Genomic DNA, 16,455 nt, shown 5'->3' on the forward strand with positions numbered 1-16,455 from the left:
GGCCGCACGAGCCCGCTCGTCGTCGTCGCCGACCCGCCGTTGCCGCGCTGAGCGGCGCGGCGGGCCCCGGTGAGAACCCACCGCCGGGGGCGGAGCGTGTGCTGTCTCTCATCGAGTCGCGGCGGCGCCCAATAACGGTTCGGTCACCTCGGATCGTTGTCGCTTCAACCCGGTGCGCGACCCCGGTAGGCTGAACCGGTCCGGTGGCGTGACGTGCGCCACCTCTGCCAAGACGAAGCCTGTCGTGAGCACGCATCGCGTGCCTGGACGTCGCTCGCCCGCCCCGGGTGCTGACGCACGATGCGGCCTTCGTTCCGATAGACCCAAGGAGTCCCCGTGAAGCGGGTTGTTTCCATCGCTGCCGCCGTCGCCATGACGGCCGGTCTCGCCGCCTGTGGTTCGAACGACAAGTCCTCCGGTTCGTCCTCCGGGGGCACCGACCAGTTCAAGGCCGCCATCGCCTTCGACGTGGGTGGCCGTGGTGACCACTCCTTCAACGACGCCTCCTACCAGGGCCTCGAGGACGCGAAGAAGAAGATCTCGAACCTGTCGATCACGACGGCCGAGGCCTCCGAGTCGGACAACGACCAGGCGCGTGTCAACCGCCTCACGCAGCTCGCCTCCTCGGGCAACAAGGCGATCGTCGCCGTCGGCTTCGTCTACGCGAACGCCGTCGGCCAGGTCGCCAAGAAGTTCCCGAACGTCAAGTTCGCGATCATCGACGACGCGACGCCCGCGTCGGCCGGCTCGAACGTCGAGCAGATCACCTTCAAGGAGAACGAGTCCTCCTACCTCGCCGGTGCCGCGGCCGCCAAGACGAGCAAGACGGGCCACATCGGCTTCGTCGGAGCGCTCAAGGTGCCGCTCATCCAGAAGTTCGAGGCCGGCTACATCGCGGGCGCGAAGAAGGTCAACCCGAACATCAAGGTCGACTCGAAGTACCTCGCCTCCGACGGCAAGGGCTTCAACGACACCCCCGGCGGCAAGGCCGCTGCCGACGCCATGTTCCAGTCCGGCGCCGACATCGTCTTCGCCGCGGCCGGCAAGTCGGGCGACGGCGTCATCTCCTCGGCGCACTCCAAGGGCAAGTGGGCCATCGGCGTCGACTCCGACCAGGCCCTGACGGCTGACAAGTCCGTCGCCGGCTCCGTCCTGACGTCCGCGACGAAGCGCTGCGCGGGCACGGTCGAGGACTTCGTCAACTCGGTCAAGGACGACTCGTTCAAGGGCGGCAACAAGGTCTACGGCCTCAAGGAGGACGGCGTCTCGCTCTCCACGACGGGCAACCACCTGTCCGCCGACACGCTCAAGACCGTCGATGACCTGAAGAAGCAGGTCGTCGACGGCAAGATCACGGTTCCCACGACTCCGTCCAACTGAGTCGCCACCCGGTGAAGGTCCGGCAAGCGGGTGTTCTGCTTGCCGGGCCTTCACGGTTCGAGCAGGAGTGTGCGTCATCGACACCACCGATCCCACGACGACGTCGGCCGCGGCGCCCGACGTCAGCGCGCCCCCGCAGGGGCCCCTCGCCGTCGACCTGCAAGGCATCACGAAGCGATTCCCCGGCGTCGTCGCGAACTCCGACCTGTACCTGCAGGTCGAGCGCGGCACGATCCACGCCATCGTGGGGGAGAACGGTGCCGGCAAGTCGACGCTCATGAAGATCCTCTACGGCGTGCAGAAGCCCGACGAGGGCACGATCCGCATCAACGGTGACGAGGTCTCGTTCTCGTCGCCGAAGGACGCGATCAAGGCCGGCGTCGGCATGGTGTTCCAGCACTTCATGCTCGCGGACAACCTCACCGTCCTCGAGAACGTCGTCCTCGGCGCCGAGAAGCTGCACGGTATCGGGGCGAAGGCACGCGCGGAGATCACGCGCATCTCGCAGGCCTACGGGCTCGGCGTCCACCCCGACGTGCTCGTCGCCGACCTCGGCGTCGGCGCCCGTCAGCGCGTCGAGATCCTCAAGGTGCTCTACCGCGGGGCGAAGATCCTCATCCTCGACGAGCCGACGGCCGTGCTCGTGCCGCAGGAGGTCGACGAACTGTTCGCGAACCTCGCCGAGATGAAGGCCGAAGGCCTCACGGTGCTGTTCATCTCGCACAAGCTCGACGAGGTGCGCGGCGTCGCCGACGACATCACCGTCATCCGCCGCGGCACGACGATCGACCGCGTCAAGAGCGCGTCGGTGACGAGCAAGCAGCTCGCCGAACTCATGGTCGGCTCGCAGCTGCCCACCCCCGAGACGCAGGAATCGACCGTCACCGACCGCGTCGTCATGCGCCTCGACGGGCTGACGCTCGCCGACCGCGCCGGCGGCCCGGCGCTGCTGTCGAACATCGACCTCGTCATCCGCGCCGGCGAGGTCGTCGGCATCGCCGGTGTCGAGGGCAACGGCCAGGCCGAACTCGTCGAGACGATCCTCGGCATGCGCCGCGCCGACAGCGGCCACGTCGTCATCGGCGACGACGACGTCACGACCTGGCCGACGAAGCAGATCCGCGACAGCGGCGTCGGCTACATCCCCGAGGACCGTCACCGTCACGCGCTGCTGCTCGGTTCGCCGCTGTGGGAGAACCGCATGCTCGGCCACCAGCGACAGGCCCCCGCGAGCAAGGGCTGGCGCCTCACGCCCGGCGCGGCGAAGGAGGACACGCAGCGCATCGTCAGCGAGTACGACGTGCGCACGCCGAGCATCGACGTGACCGCCGGGTCGCTGTCGGGCGGCAACCAGCAGAAGCTCATCTTCGGGCGCGAGATGTCGCACGCACCGCGCGTCCTCGTCGCCGCGCACCCGACGCGCGGTGTCGACGTCGGCGCGCAGGCCGCGATCTGGGATCACATCAAGGACGCACGCCGCGAAGGTCTTGCCGTGCTGCTCATCTCCGCCGACCTCGACGAACTGATCGGCCTGTCCGACACGATCCGCGTCATCCTGCGAGGGCGGCTGTCGGGCGAGTTCGACCCCCATCACGTGACCGCCGAACAGCTCGGCGCCGCGATGACGGGTGCCGGTTCGGACGCGAGCGACTCGAGCGCACGCATTCCCACGACCTCGAAGACCGAGAACACGACCGGCGCCACCGCCGCCGGCACGAGCGAGGACACCGTCCGATGAACTCCACCCTCCGCCGCGTCGGCGTCGCGCTCGCCGCGCCGCTGCTCGCCATCGCCATCGCCGTGGTGCTGACGTCGATCGTCCTGCTCGCGCTCGGAAACTCCGTCGGGCCGGTGTGGCAGGTGTTCCTGTCCTCGCCGATGCCGGGCGTCACCGAGGCGATCATCAACGACACCGCCGTGCTGTACCTGTCGGGCGTCGCCGTCGCCATCGGCTTCCGGATGAACCTGTTCAACATCGGCGTCGACGGCCAGTACCGCGTCGCCGCGTTCGCCGCCGCGCTCTTCGCGGCGCAGGGCTGGCTCCCGGGCTTCCTCAACGTCATCTTCGCGCTGCTGCTCGCGATGCTCGTCGGCGCGGTCTGGGCCGGGATCATCGCCGTGCTCAAGGTGACGCGCGGCGTGTCCGAGGTCATCAGCTCGATCATGCTCAACTCGATCGCGACGGGTGTTGTCGCGTGGCTGCTCAACAAGGTCGCCGATCGCACGCCCGGATCGAACGCCACGGTGACGAAGAGCATCCCCGACAGCTCGCACGTGCCGGCGCTCGCGAACCTGTCCGGTGGGCCGATCTACGGCCTCGGCATCCTCGCCGTCATCGTCGGCCTGGTCTACTGGTTCGTCATCAACCGCACGCGCTTCGGCTTCGACCTGCGCGCGACGGGCACGTCGGAATCCGCGGCCGTCGCGAGCGGTGTCAACGTCAAGCGCATGACGATCTCCGCGATGCTGATGTCCGGCGCCGTCGCCGGTCTCGTCGGCATGCCGCAGCTGTTCGGCCAGGACTACAACTATGGCTCCAACAGCCAGAGCGGTCTCGGCTTCGCGGGCATCGCCGTCGCACTCATCGGACGCAACAACCCGATCGGCATCGCGTTCGGTGCGCTGCTGTGGGCCTACCTCAACGGCCAGTCCGACGCGTTGCAGATCAACGCCGGCGTCAACGCCTCCCTCGTCAACATCATCCAGGGCGTCATGGTGCTCGCCGTCGTCATCGCGTACGAACTCGTGCGCCGCTGGGACAAGAGCATCGAACAGCGCCACGTCGCCGCGGAACTGGCCGCCGGAAACACCGCAGGAGCGAGCGCATGAGCACCGTCGCAACCCGACCCGCGGCAGGGATCACCCACCGTCTCGGTCGCAAGGCCCTGCTGCCGCTCGGCCTGCTCGGCATCCTCGTCGCGCTGTCCGTACTGCGTGTCGCGACGGGCGTCAACGACATCGACTCGGCCAACGCGATCTCCGCGGCCGTCGTCGCCGCCGTCCCGCTCGCGCTGGCGGGCCTCGGTGGTCTGTGGTCAGAGCGCGCGGGCGTCGTCAACATCGGGCTCGAGGGCATGATGATCATGGGCTCCTGGTCGGCGGCATACGCGGCCTACCACTGGGGCGCGTGGGCGGGCGTCATCGCAGCGATCGCCGGCGGCATGCTGTTCGGCGTGCTGCACGCCATCGCGACGGTGTTCTTCGGCGTCGACCAGATCGTCTCCGGTGTCGCGATCAACCTGCTCGGCGCGGGCCTGACGAAGTTCCTCGCCGAACGCTTCTTCTCGAGCCTGCCCGGCGGCGGTGCGACGCAGAGCCCCAGCCTGCCGGACATCGGCACGTTCACCGTGCCCGGTTCGTCAGCGCTGTCGGATCTCGAGGGCAAGCACTGGTTCCTCGTCTCCGACCTCGCCGGCATCCTCGGCGGTCTGTTGACGAACGTGTCGTGGCTGACGCTCATCACCGTCCTGCTCATCGCGGCGACAGCGTACGTGCTGTGGCGCACGCCGTTCGGTCTGCGTCTGCGCAGCTGCGGTGAGGCGCCGCAGGCCGCCGAGACGCTCGGCGTCAACGTCTACCTCTACAAGACGATCGCGGTGCTCGTCTCCGGCGCCCTCGCCGGCCTCGGCGGCGGCTTCCTCGCGATGGTCGCCTCCGACGGCTTCCAGCAGGGCCAGACCGGCGGGCGCGGGTACATCGGTCTCGCCGCGATGATCTTCGGCAACTGGATGCCGCTCGGCACCGCCCTCGGCGCGCTGCTGTTCGGCTACACGCAGGCGCTGCAGCTGCGCGGCGGCGACCAGGTGCATGCGCTGCTGCTGCTCGTCGGCGCGGGCGTCATCGTCGGCGCGATCTGGATGGCGGTGCGTCGTCGCGTGCTGCCGGCGGTGATCCTGGCGGTGACGGCGGTGCTCGTGCTGAGCTGGTACTTCGGTTCGAACACGATCGACCCGAACCTCACGAGCACGGCGCCATACGTCGTGACCCTGCTCGTCATGGCGTTCGCCAGCCAGCACCTTCGCATGCCGGCGGCCGGCGGTGACGTCTACCGCAAGGGTGAAGCCGGGTGAGCGAGCACTCACGCGTGACGGCCTCGGCTGCGCAGACACCCGACTGGGCGCACCTGCGCTCCGAGGCCATCGCCGCGTCGCGGCGCGCCTACGTGCCCTACAGCCGGTTCCCGGTCGGCGTCGCCGCGCTCACGACCTCGGGTCGCGTGCTCACCGGCTGCAACGTCGAGAACGCCGCCTATGGCGTCGCGCTGTGCGCCGAGTGCGGGCTTGTGTCGTCACTGTTGAACACGTCTGACCGAGACGGTCTCGGCGGGGGTGTGAACGCTGGTGTGGCTGACAACGCGATGGCCGGCGCAGACTGTTCCGACGCCGGCCTGTCTGACGGCGGGGCGGGCCCGGTCGTCGATGCGACTGCGGCGCGCGAGCGGCTCGTCGCGCTGTCGTGCGTCGACGGCAACGGCACCCCGATCACGCCGTGTGGACGCTGCCGTCAGTTGCTGGCCGAGCACGCCGTCGCGCCGTCCGTCGATTCACCTGGCCTGCTCATCGACATGGACGGGCGCGACCCGCTGCCGTTCGTCGAGCTCCTTCCGCACGCGTTCGGCGTCACCAACCTCGACGCCGTCGCCACCTCCGCCGCCCAGCTGAAAGGCGAATCATGACCTCCGCTGCCTCCACCCACGAGGCGTTCGACGCCGTCGACCTCATCCGCACGAAGCGCGACCGCGGCACGTTGAGCCGCGACGAGATCGACTGGATCATCGACGCCTACACACGCGGCGCCGTCGCGGACGAGCAGATGTCGGCGATGGCGATGGCGATCCTGCTCAACGGCATGACGCGGGACGAGATCGCACGCTGGACCGCAGCGATGATCGCGAGCGGTGAGCGGATGGACTTCTCGTCCCTGCGCGTGCCCACGGCCGACAAGCACTCGACCGGGGGAGTGGGCGACAAGATCACGCTGCCGCTCGCGCCGCTCGTCGCGGTGTTCGACGTCGCCGTGCCGCAGCTGTCGGGCCGCGGGCTCGGTCACACCGGCGGCACGCTCGACAAGATGGAGGCCATCGCCGGGTGGCGTGCAGGGCTGACGAACGCCGAGATGATGCGTCAGCTCGACGAGGTCGGCGCCGTCATCTGCGCCGCCGGTGACGGGCTGGCACCCGCCGACAAGAAGCTGTACGCGCTGCGTGACGTGACGGGCACCGTCGAGGCCATCCCGCTCATCGCCAGCTCGATCATGAGCAAGAAGATCGCCGAGGGCACGGGCGCGCTCGTGCTCGACGTCAAGGTCGGCTCGGGTGCGTTCATGAAGACGCAGGACGACGCCCGCGAACTGGCGCGCACGATGGTCGACCTCGGCAACGACGCCGGCGTCGACACGGTCGCGCTGCTGACCGACATGTCGACGCCGCTCGGGCTGACGGCCGGCAACGCTCTCGAGGTGCGCGAATCGGTCGAGGTGCTCGCCGGGGGCGGCCCGAAGGACGTCGTCGACCTCACGGTGGCACTCGCCGTCGAGATGCTCGCCGGCGCCGGTCGGCCCCAGGACGAATCGGCCGTACGCGCAGCGCTGAGCGACGGGCGTGCGATGGACGCGTGGCGCCGCATGGTCGCCGCGCAGGGCGGCGACCCCGACGCCGAACTGCCCGTGGCGAAGGAGTCGCACGTCATCACCGCGCCGAGCGACGGCGTGCTGACGCGCCTCGACGCACTCGCCGTCGGCGTCTCGGCGTGGCGACTCGGCGCGGGCCGTGCGCGCAAGGAGGACCCGGTGCAGGCCGGCGCGGGCATCGAACTGCACGCCAAGCCCGGCGAGACCGTCAGCGCCGGCACGCCGCTCATGACGCTGCACACCGACACGCCGGAGCGTTTCGAGCGCGCCGCGGCCGCCCTCGACGGCAGCTACGACGTCAGCGCCGACGCCGGGTCATCCACGCCGCGTGACATCGTCATCGACCGCATCGCCTGACCCTGCCCCACCTGCGATTTTCGTCCACATTCGCGATTCCCGTCCCCTTCGGCGATTCCTGCCCACCCTTGCGAATCTCGTCCCCATCTCCGATTTTCAGTCACTCTTGCGAGAGTGACCGAAAACCGAAGATGGGGACGAGATGTGCGAATGGGGACGGAAATCGCGAAGGTGGACGCCGTTCGCAGAGGTGGACGAAAATCGCGAATGTGGACAAGAATCGCAGATGGGGACGGGGCAGGTGAGCCCTACACTTGGGCCATGACTGACACCTCTGCGACGACACACAGCTTGGACGAAACGGCGGCGCGGGCACTCACACAGGACGTCGTCGCGGCGCTGCCGAAGGTCGTGCTGCACGATCACCTCGACGGTGGGGTTCGTCCGGCGACCGTCCTCGAACTCGCGCGCAAGACCGGCTACGACGCGCTGCCGGCCGACGACGCCGAGACACTCGCGCGCTGGTTCCGTGACAGCGCCGACTCGGGTTCGCTCGTGCGTTACCTCGAGACGTTCGAGCACACCGTCGGCGTCATGCAGACCCGCGACGCCATCGTCCGCGTCGCCGCCGAGTGCGCCGAGGATCACGCGGCGGACGGCGTCGTCTACGCCGAGGTCCGCTTCGCGCCGGAGCTGCACATCGAGAAGGGTCTGGCCCTCACCGAGGTCGTCGACGCTGTGCTCGAAGGCTTCCGACGCGGTGCCGAACGCGCCGCCGAGCAGGGCAGGCCCATCGTCATGCGCGCCCTGCTGACGGCGATGCGCCACGCCGCGAAGAGCGTCGAGATCGCCGAACTCGCTGTCGCCTACCGCGACCAGGGCGTCGCCGGTTTCGACATCGCCGGCGCCGAGGCCGGTTTCCCTCCCACACGCCACCTCGACGCGTTCGAGTACCTGCGCCGCGAGAACGCGCACTTCACGATCCACGCCGGTGAAGCATTCGGGCTGCCGAGCATCTGGGAGGCCATCCAGTACTGCGGCGCCGAACGGCTCGGGCACGGCGTGCGCATCACCGACGACATCACGATCGACGGCGTCGCCTACCCCGAACTCGACGAGCCGGCTCGCGCCGCGCTGCCTGAGCGTGTTCGGGCGGGGGAGGCCGACGTCCGCCTCGGGCGCCTCGCCGCCTTCGTCCGCGATCGGCGCATCGCGCTCGAGGTGTGCCCGATCTCGAACCTGCAGACGGGTGCGGCGTTGTCGCTGCGCAGCCACCCCATCTCGTTCCTGCTGGCACTCGGTTTCCGCGTCGCGCTCAGCACCGACAACCGCCTCATGAGCGACACGTCGATGACGAAGGAGATGACCGGGCTCGTCAGCGAGGCAGGCTGGGGTCTCGACGACCTCGAGAAGGTCACCGTCAACGCGATGAAGTCGGCGTTCATCCCGTTCGACGAGCGCCTCGCGATCATCATGGACGTCATCAAACCCGGGTTCGCCGCGGCCCGCGCCTGACGTGCCTGACCTGGTCGGTGACCCACGCTGCTGCGTTCGGTGGCCGAGCACGTGCACCCTGAGCGCCGCCCAGGTGCGCCCGTCAGATCGCTGACGACTGCAGCGCCGCAGCGCGGCGCACGGCCTCGGAGAACGTGACGGGTTGGGCGCCGCGCGCCAGGTGCGCTCTGACGAGTTCGGGTTCGTCCCGCCACAGCCGCGCCCCACGCCGCACGAGGACGAGCGGGGGCTTGCGGCGCTCGGCCACGTCGCGGATGAACCGCCGGGCCGCAGTCACCGTCCGGTTGCGACGCAGGCACCACGCCTCGCCGAGCACACCGCGCTCGGCGAGCGGGGCGATGACGTCGGGCGCGAAGATGCCCTCGGCGACGACGAACCGGGCTCCGTCGAGCGTGACGGAGTGCGTGCCCGTCGCACGACTCTGCGAGATCGAGTACTGCGGCACGTCGGTGGCACCGGTGCGGCACAACCGCTCCAGCGACTGCGCAGCGGCCTCGACGTTCCACGTGCCGGCGTTGTCCCAGTCGATCTCGCCCGAGGCGAACCGCGGCAGATCGGGCGCGTCGTGATCGCGGTAGAAGTCGTCGAGATTGACGAACGGCCACCCGTGGCTCGCGCACAACTGGCGAGCCAGCCGCGACTTGCCGCTGCCCGACGGCCCCGACACGACGATGACGCGGGCGAGCGCTCCCCGCGCGCCCACGACAGGCCCGTCTGCGTCAGCCGGAGCCGGCGGGTGAGTCGTCGAAACCTTCTCGGGGGCAACGTCGCTCGTCGGAAGGGCCCCTTCGGCGGCGCTCTCGTGAGACGTCACAGTGCGGTGAGCTCCTCCATCGCACGCCGCGTCGCGGCGAGACGGCGGGCCGCCTCCGCACGCGCCGCGGCCAGGGCGTCGTCCACGCCGGGCGCCAGGTCGTCCACGGGCACGATCGCCTCGAGGTAGACCTTGACCTTCGGCTCGGTTCCGCTCGGGCGCACGATGACGCGGGTGCCGTCGGCGAGCAGGTAGCGCAGGCCGTCGGTCGGCGGCAGGCCGCCGTCACCGAGGGCGAGGTCGTGGAACTGCGCGACGACGACGTCTCCGATCTGCGTCGCAGGTCGTTCGCGCAGGGCCGCCATGATGGCGGGGATCTGCGCCAGCTCGGCGACGCGGATGCTGAACGAGTCGCTCGCGTACACGCCGTGGCGGCGGGCGAGGTCGTCGAGCAGGTCGACGAGGGTGCGGCCCTCGGCCTTCAACCCGGCCGCCAGTTCCGCGACGGCGAGGCCCGCGGAGATGCCGTCCTTGTCGCGCGCGACGGACGGCGCGGTGCAGTACCCGAGCGCCTCCTCGTAGCCGTAGGCAATGTCGGGCACCCGGGCGATCCACTTGAACCCGGTCAGCGTCTCGACGTGCGCGACGCCCGCATCGGCCGCCATCGCGCCGAGCTGGCGCGAGCTGACGATGCTGTTGGCGAGCACGGGCGCGCCCCCGTCGACGCCGTGCAGCGCGCCGGTCGCAGCGAGGTCGAGTGCACGCTGCCCGAGCAGCACCCCCACCTCGTCACCGCGCAGCATGCGCCACCCCTGGGGGTCCTCAGCCGACGCGCACCTCGGGTCGGGCGCGGCGACGGCGCAGCGGTCGGCGTCCGGGTCGGAGGCGATGACGATGTCGGGCCGCACCTCGCGCGCGAGGTCGAGCGCCGCGTCGATCGCGCCGGGCTCTTCTGGATTCGGGAAGCTGACGGTGGGGAAGCGCGGGTCGGGCTGTTCCTGCGACGCGACGGGCGTCGGGCGCGCGAAACCGGCCTGCTCGAACGCCGCGAGCAGCGTCGTCGACCCGACGCCATGCAGCGCCGTGTGGACGACGGCGACGTCGCTCGGTCCGCCCGGGGTGATCGAGGCGACACACGCGTCGCGGTAATCGGCCTCGAGGTCGTCGCCGAGGGTCTCCCAGCCGTCCTCGGCGCGCTCGATCGACGCCGCGGACGGGAACGTGTCGATCGCCGCGGCTATTTCGGCGTCGGCGGGCGGGACGATCTGGCTGCCGTCGCCGAGGTAGACCTTGTAGCCGTTGTCCTGCGGCGGGTTGTGGCTCGCCGTCACCATGACGCCCGCATCAGCCCCGACGTACCGGATCGCGAACGCGAGCACCGGCGTCGCCAGCGGACGCGGCAGGACGAGCGCCCGCCCACCCGCAGCGGTGACGACGGCCGCGGTGTCGGCGGCGAACACGTCACTGTTCGTGCGCGCGTCGTACCCGATGACGACCGTGACGTCCCGCTTGCCGAGCGAGGTCTGCAGGTAGCGCGTGAGCCCTGCCGCAGCACGAAGGACGACGACGCGGTTCATGCGGTTGGGCCCGGCTCCGAGCGCGCCGCGCAGGCCCGCGGTACCGAAGGCGAGCAGTCCGCGGAATCGATCGGCCAGATCATCGAGCGCCGCAGCGTCGCCGGATTCGGCTGCCGCCACGACGGATTCGAGTTCTGCGCGTGTCACCTCGTCGGGGTCGTCGGCGATCCAGGCACGTGCCTGGTCGAGCAGGTGGGCCGTGTCGGTCGTCATCGTCGTTCCTCGCTCGCGTCGGTGATCGATTCGGTGGTCGGCGCCGTCACAGCGCCCGGACGATGCCCGACAGCAACTGCCCACACCGCTCGGCCGCTGCCCGCCCGGCTTCGATGACCTCGGCGTGGTCGAGCGGAGTGGGGCTGATACCCGCCGCCGGGTTCGTGACGAGGGAGATGCCGAGCACCTCGAGGCCCGCGTGACGCGCCGCGATGGCCTCGAGGGCCGTCGACATGCCGACGAGGTCGGCGCCGAGCGTCTTCGCCATGCGCACCTCGGCGGGCGTCTCGTAGTGCGGCCCGGTGAACTGCGCGTAGACGCCCTCGTCGAGCGAGGAGTCGATCGAACGCGCCACGTCGCGCAGGCGCGGTGAGTACAGGTCGGTGAGGTCGACGAACGTCGCGCCCTCGAGCGGCGAGGTGGCCGTCAGGTTGATGTGATCGCTCATGAGCACGGGCGTGCCCGGGCCCCACTCCGGGCGCAGGCCGCCGCACCCGTTCGTCAGCACCACGGTGTCGCACCCGGCCGCCGCGGCGGTACGCACGCCGTGGACGACGGCGCGCACCCCCTTGCCCTCGTAGAAGTGCGTGCGCGTGCCGTAGACGAGGGCGCGCTTGCCACTGCCCTCGATCTCGATCGAGCGCATCTGCCCGCTGTGACCAGCGACGGCCGCCGCGCCGAACCCGGGCACGTCGGTGTTGTCGATCGTCGCCTTGACCTCGCCGATGAGGTCGGCGGTCTGGCCCCAGCCGGAGCCGAGGACGAGCGCCACGTCGTGCTTCTCGACGCCCGTGCGTTCGGCGATGACGCGCGCGGCGTCACGCGCGATCTCGAAGGGATCGACGCTCGGATCGGACAGGGGCGAAGTGGTCTGCTGAGTCACCCCTTCAGGGTACGTGGCGAGGCCGACAACCGGTGCGGACCTCGCGAACGTCCCTGTTGCCGATGCGCCCGCCGACGCACCTGCAGGCGCACCTACCGCCGTGCCCTGCTCGCGCCACATGCATGACGTGCCCGCGATTCGAAGTCTCTTGACGTCAAGTGATTGGATAGGGGGGTGAGCTCACGGAAGAAGTCTGTCGTCGTCATCGGTGGTGGCCCGGGCGGTTATGAATCCGCGCTCGTCGCCGCCCAGCTCGGTGCGCAGGTCACGGTCATCGACCGTGACGGCCTCGGTGGTGCCGCGGTGCTCACCGACTGCGTCCCCTCCAAGACCCTGATCGCCACCTCCGACTTCCTCTCGCGCTTCGAGGCGGCCGGCCGCCTCGGCGTCGGCTTCGAGGGCAACGAGGAGAACCAGCACGCGCACGCCAACCTGGGCCAGGTCAACGAGCGCATCCTGCGCCTGGCGAAGGCGCAGTCCGTCGACATCCAGGCTCAGCTCGAGAGTGTCGGCGTGCGCATCCGGCGCGGCACCGGCCGCGTCAAGGGCCACGGGTGGGTCGAGGCCGAGCTCACGAACGGCGAGACCGAGGACATCCGCGCCGACGTCATCCTCCTCGCGATGGGCACGACCCCGCGCGTCATGGACACCGCGAAGCCCGACGGCGAGCGCATCCTGACGTGGAAGGACATCTACAACCTCACCGAGGTCCCCGAGAAGCTCATCGTCGTCGGTTCTGGTGTCACCGGTGCCGAACTCGCGCACGCCTACCTCGGCCTCGGCGCCGACGTCACGCTCGTCAGCTCGCGTGACCGCGTGCTGCCCGGCCAGGACGCCGACGCGGCCACGGTCATCGAGAACGTCTTCCGCCGCCGCGGCATGACGGTCCTCAACCGCAGCCGCGCCATGGCCGCAACGCGTGAAGGCGACACCGTCGTCGTGACGCTCGAGGACGGACGCAAGGTCGAAGGCACGCACGCGATCCTCGCCGTGGGTTCGATCCCGCAGACGAAGGGCATCGGCCTCGAGGCCGCGGGCGTCGACCTCACCGACTCGGGCCACATCGTCACCGACCGCGTCTCGCGCACGAGCGCGCAGGGCATCTATGCCGCCGGCGACTGCACGGGCGTCTACCCGCTCGCGTCCGTCGCAGCGATGCAGGGGCGCGTCGCCATGCACCATGCCCTCGGCGACGCGGTGCAGCCGCTCAACCTGCGCGGCGTCACGGCCAACATCTTCACCGACCCCGAGATCGCGACGGTCGGCTACAGCCAGGCCGACGTCGAGGAGGGCAAGATCGAGGCGCGCGTCGTCACGCTGCCGCTTTCGACGAACCCGCGCGCCAAGATGCGCAACATCACCGACGGCTTCGTCAAGCTGTTCGCCCGCCCGGGATCGAACACGATCATCGGCGGCGTCGTCGTCGCGCCGCAGGCCTCGGAGCTGATCTACCCGATCGGCATGGCCGTCGCGAACCGCCTGACGGTCGACCAGGTCGCCAACACGTTCTCGGTGTACCCGTCGATGACGGGTTCGATCGCCGAGGCCGCACGTCGTCTGCACAGCAGCGACGTCTTCTGATCCCTCGCCGCACGCGATGACGAGGACGAGCGCGCCCAGCGATGCCGCCTGCGAGAACCCACGCCGGGCGGCGCTGCTCGACGCAGCGACGAGCGTCCTCGCGACGAGTGGGCTGCGTGGGCTGACGCACCGGGCGGTCGATCGTCAGGCGGGTTTTCCCGAGGGCACGTGCTCGGTCAGCTTCCGCACGCGCGCCGCGCTGCTCGCCGGCCTGACGACGCACGTCGGCTCCCGCGTGGCCGTGCAGGTCCGCGCGCTGGGCGAGCAGATCCCGTCCGGCACCGACGACCCGCTCGCCACCGCACCGTTCGCGACGGCCCTGCTCGAACGCTGGGTGACGCAGGACGACGGCGCGTTGATGGTCGCGATCCTCGAACTGTCCCTCGAGTCGCTGCGCACGCCCGAGCTCGCGCCGGCCGTGGGGGAGTGGCGCAGCGAGCTCGTCAGCATCGTCGAGACGATCGTGTGCCGCACCTCGGAGACCGGCGCGCGCTCCGATTCGCGTCTGCGCGCCGAGACGGCCGTCGCGAGCATCGAGGGCATCGTCCTGTCGGCGCTCGCGCAGCCTGCGGAGCGTCGCGGCCCGTACATCGACAAGACGCTGCGCATGGTGCTGCTCGGCACCGCGTCGCCAGAGGACGCGCGCCCCACGCACTGAGCTACGGGCGCACTGAGCTACGGGGCATCGAGCCAACCAGCGTTTCGCGTCCATCGTGAGACGTAGGAACCCGTGAGACGCAGGCGCCCCGGCACGCTCGGCGTGCCGGGGCGTTCGAACGTCGGAGCCGTCAGGCGTCGACGTCCTTGATCTGCGCGAGGACCGTGCCGGCCGTCACCGTCTCGCCGACGGTCGCGGCGAGGCCGCTGACGACGCCCGCCTTGTGCGCGGTGATCGGCTGCTCCATCTTCATCGCCTCGATGACGACGATCGTGTCGCCGGCTTCGACCGTGGTGCCGTCCTCTATGGCCACCTTGACGACGGTGCCCTGCATCGGCGCGGTGAGCGAGTCACCGCTCGCCGCGGCGCCGCCACCGCCCTTGCGTGCGGCGCGACGCGGGCCGGCCGAGGAGCCCTTGCCCGCTCCGGAACTCACGGCGAGGGCGCCCGGTAGCGACACCTCGAGGCGCTTGCCGCCGACCTCGACGACGACGCTCTGACGGGCAGCCTGCTCGGCCGCGGCCTCGGGCGTGCCATCGTACGGCGAGATCTGGTTGTCGAACTCCGTCTCGATCCAGCGCGTGTGCACGCTGAACGGCGCGTCGGGGGCGTCGGTGAACTCGGGCGCGAACGCCGGATCCTCGACGACGACGCGGTGGAACGGCAGCACCGTCGGCATGCCCTCGATGACGGTCTCGTCCAGCGCGCGGCGCGAGCGCTCGAGCGCTTCCTTGCGGGTGCGGCCCGTCACGATGATCTTCGCGAGCATCGAGTCGAACGCGCCACCGATGACGTCGCCGGAGACGACACCCGAATCGACGCGCACACCCGGCCCGCTCGGCGCCTCGAACTTCTCGACGGTGCCCGGCGCCGGCAGGAAGTTTCGGCCTGCGTCCTCGCCGTTGAGGCGGAACTCGATCGAGTGTGCGTGCGGCGTCGGGTCGTCATAACCGAGCTCCTCGCCGCGGGCGATGCGGAACTGCTCGCGCACGAGGTCGATACCCGTCACCTCCTCGGAGACGGGGTGCTCGACCTGCAGGCGCGTGTTGACCTCGAGGAAGCTGATGACGCCGTCGGTGCCGATGAGGTACTCGCAGGTGCCCGCACCCGAGTAACCCGCCTCGCGCAGGATCGCCTTGGACGCCCGCAGCAGCTCGGCGTGCTGCTCGTCACTGACGAACGGCGCCGGTGCCTCCTCCACGAGCTTCTGGTTGCGGCGCTGCAGCGAGCAGTCACGCGTCGAGACGACGACGACGTTGCCGTGGTTGTCGGCGAGGCACTGCGTCTCGACGTGGCGCGGGCTGTCGAGGAAGCGCTCGACGAAGCACTCGCCGCGCCCGAACGCCGTGACGGCCTCGCGCACAGCCGACTCGTACAGCGACGGGATCTCCTCGATCGTTCGCGCGACCTTGAGGCCGCGTCCGCCACCGCCGTAGGCGGCCTTGATGGCCACGGGCAGGCCGTGCTCCTTCGCGAACGCGACGACCTCGTCCGCGTCGTCGACCGGATCCTTCGTACCGGGCACGAGGGGAGCGCCAGCCTTCGTCGCGATGTGACGCGCCTTGACCTTGTCGCCGAGCGAGTCGATGGCGGCGGGCGACGGCCCGATCCACGTCAGGCCCGCATCGAGGACGGACTGCGCGAACTCGGCGTTCTCCGCGAGGAAACCGTACCCGGGGTGGACGGCGTCAGCGCCGGAACGCTTCGCGACGTCGAGGATCTTGTCGACGACGAGATAGGAATCGCCGGGCGTCGAGCCGCCGAGGGAGTAGGCCTCATCGGCGACGCGCACGTGCAGAGCGTCACGGTCGGGTTCGGCGTAGACGGCCACGGAGGCGATGCCGTCGTCCTTCGCCGCGCGCGCAATACGGACTGCGATCTCGCCACGGTTGGCGATCAGGACCTTGGTGACAGAACTCATGTCCGTGACCTTATCGCCGCGGGGGGTGACCGGCGAGAATACCCGGCG

13 protein-coding genes are annotated in these 16,455 nt (G+C 70.2%); 9 read left to right on the forward strand and 4 right to left on the reverse strand.

Annotated elements, in window-relative coordinates:
• The first annotated feature begins 336 nt into the window (after positions 1-336).
• The 7 genes from AX669_RS05010 to AX669_RS05040 all read left to right on the forward strand — a co-directional run bounded on the left by AX669_RS05010 (position 337) and on the right by AX669_RS05040 (position 8,820).
• The gene (locus AX669_RS05010) at positions 337-1,380 is read left to right on the forward strand and encodes a BMP family protein (protein ID WP_038569024.1); all 1,044 of its coding nucleotides are present in this window, start codon (positions 337-339) and stop codon (positions 1,378-1,380) included.
• Between the two features lie 67 nt (positions 1,381-1,447).
• Positions 1,448-3,118: an ABC transporter ATP-binding protein gene (locus AX669_RS05015; protein WP_062257014.1), complete on the forward strand. Its 1,671-nt coding sequence runs from the start codon at positions 1,448-1,450 to the stop codon at positions 3,116-3,118.
• Positions 3,115-4,209, forward strand: coding sequence for an ABC transporter permease (locus AX669_RS05020; protein ID WP_038569022.1), 1,095 nt, complete (start codon positions 3,115-3,117; stop codon positions 4,207-4,209). The genes AX669_RS05015 and AX669_RS05020 overlap by 4 nt, the downstream gene beginning before the upstream one ends.
• Entirely contained in the window at positions 4,206-5,450 is a 1,245-nt protein-coding gene (locus AX669_RS05025; RefSeq protein ID WP_062257016.1) for an ABC transporter permease, read from the forward strand. Before AX669_RS05020 ends, AX669_RS05025 begins: the two co-directional genes overlap by 4 nt.
• Positions 5,447-6,055, forward strand: coding sequence for a cytidine deaminase (locus AX669_RS05030; RefSeq protein ID WP_062257018.1), 609 nt, complete (start codon positions 5,447-5,449; stop codon positions 6,053-6,055). The genes AX669_RS05025 and AX669_RS05030 overlap by 4 nt, the downstream gene beginning before the upstream one ends.
• Positions 6,052-7,365, forward strand: coding sequence for a thymidine phosphorylase (locus AX669_RS05035; RefSeq protein ID WP_062257020.1), 1,314 nt, complete (start codon positions 6,052-6,054; stop codon positions 7,363-7,365). The genes AX669_RS05030 and AX669_RS05035 overlap by 4 nt, the downstream gene beginning before the upstream one ends.
• Positions 7,366-7,626: 261 nt before the next feature.
• Complete coding sequence (locus AX669_RS05040) at positions 7,627-8,820, forward strand: adenosine deaminase (protein WP_050786631.1); 1,194 nt, start codon at positions 7,627-7,629, stop codon at positions 8,818-8,820.
• An 82-nt stretch (positions 8,821-8,902) separates the two neighbouring features.
• On the opposite strand, the gene AX669_RS05045 is transcribed toward AX669_RS05040, so the two are convergent.
• The 3 genes from AX669_RS05045 to AX669_RS05055 form a co-directional block, all read right to left on the reverse strand.
• Positions 8,903-9,523, reverse strand: coding sequence for a uridine kinase (locus AX669_RS05045; RefSeq protein ID WP_038571323.1), 621 nt, complete (start codon positions 9,521-9,523; stop codon positions 8,903-8,905).
• A gap of 107 nt (positions 9,524-9,630) precedes the next feature.
• The gene (locus AX669_RS05050) at positions 9,631-11,364 is read right to left on the reverse strand and encodes a phospho-sugar mutase (RefSeq protein ID WP_062257022.1); all 1,734 of its coding nucleotides are present in this window, start codon (positions 11,362-11,364) and stop codon (positions 9,631-9,633) included.
• Between the two features lie 46 nt (positions 11,365-11,410).
• Complete coding sequence (locus AX669_RS05055) at positions 11,411-12,247, reverse strand: purine-nucleoside phosphorylase (protein WP_006947398.1); 837 nt, start codon at positions 12,245-12,247, stop codon at positions 11,411-11,413.
• A 174-nt stretch (positions 12,248-12,421) separates the two neighbouring features.
• Here AX669_RS05055 and AX669_RS05060 point away from each other — a divergent pair, with 174 nt between their 5' ends.
• Entirely contained in the window at positions 12,422-13,828 is a 1,407-nt protein-coding gene (locus tag AX669_RS05060; RefSeq protein WP_006947339.1) for an NAD(P)H-quinone dehydrogenase, read from the forward strand.
• Between the two features lie 16 nt (positions 13,829-13,844).
• A complete protein-coding gene (locus AX669_RS05065; RefSeq protein WP_062257024.1) occupies positions 13,845-14,486 on the forward strand; it encodes a TetR/AcrR family transcriptional regulator in 642 nt (213 codons plus the stop codon).
• A gap of 130 nt (positions 14,487-14,616) precedes the next feature.
• On the opposite strand, the gene AX669_RS05070 is transcribed toward AX669_RS05065, so the two are convergent.
• On the reverse strand, positions 14,617-16,407 hold the full coding sequence (locus tag AX669_RS05070; RefSeq protein WP_062257026.1) for a biotin carboxylase N-terminal domain-containing protein: 1,791 nt from the start codon (positions 16,405-16,407) through the stop codon (positions 14,617-14,619).
• Positions 16,408-16,455 lie beyond the last annotated feature (48 nt).

It is taken from the genome of Dermacoccus sp. CCH2-D9, from assembly GCF_001556795.1.
In the GTDB taxonomy this organism is placed as follows: domain Bacteria; phylum Actinomycetota; class Actinomycetes; order Actinomycetales; family Dermatophilaceae; genus Dermacoccus; species Dermacoccus nishinomiyaensis.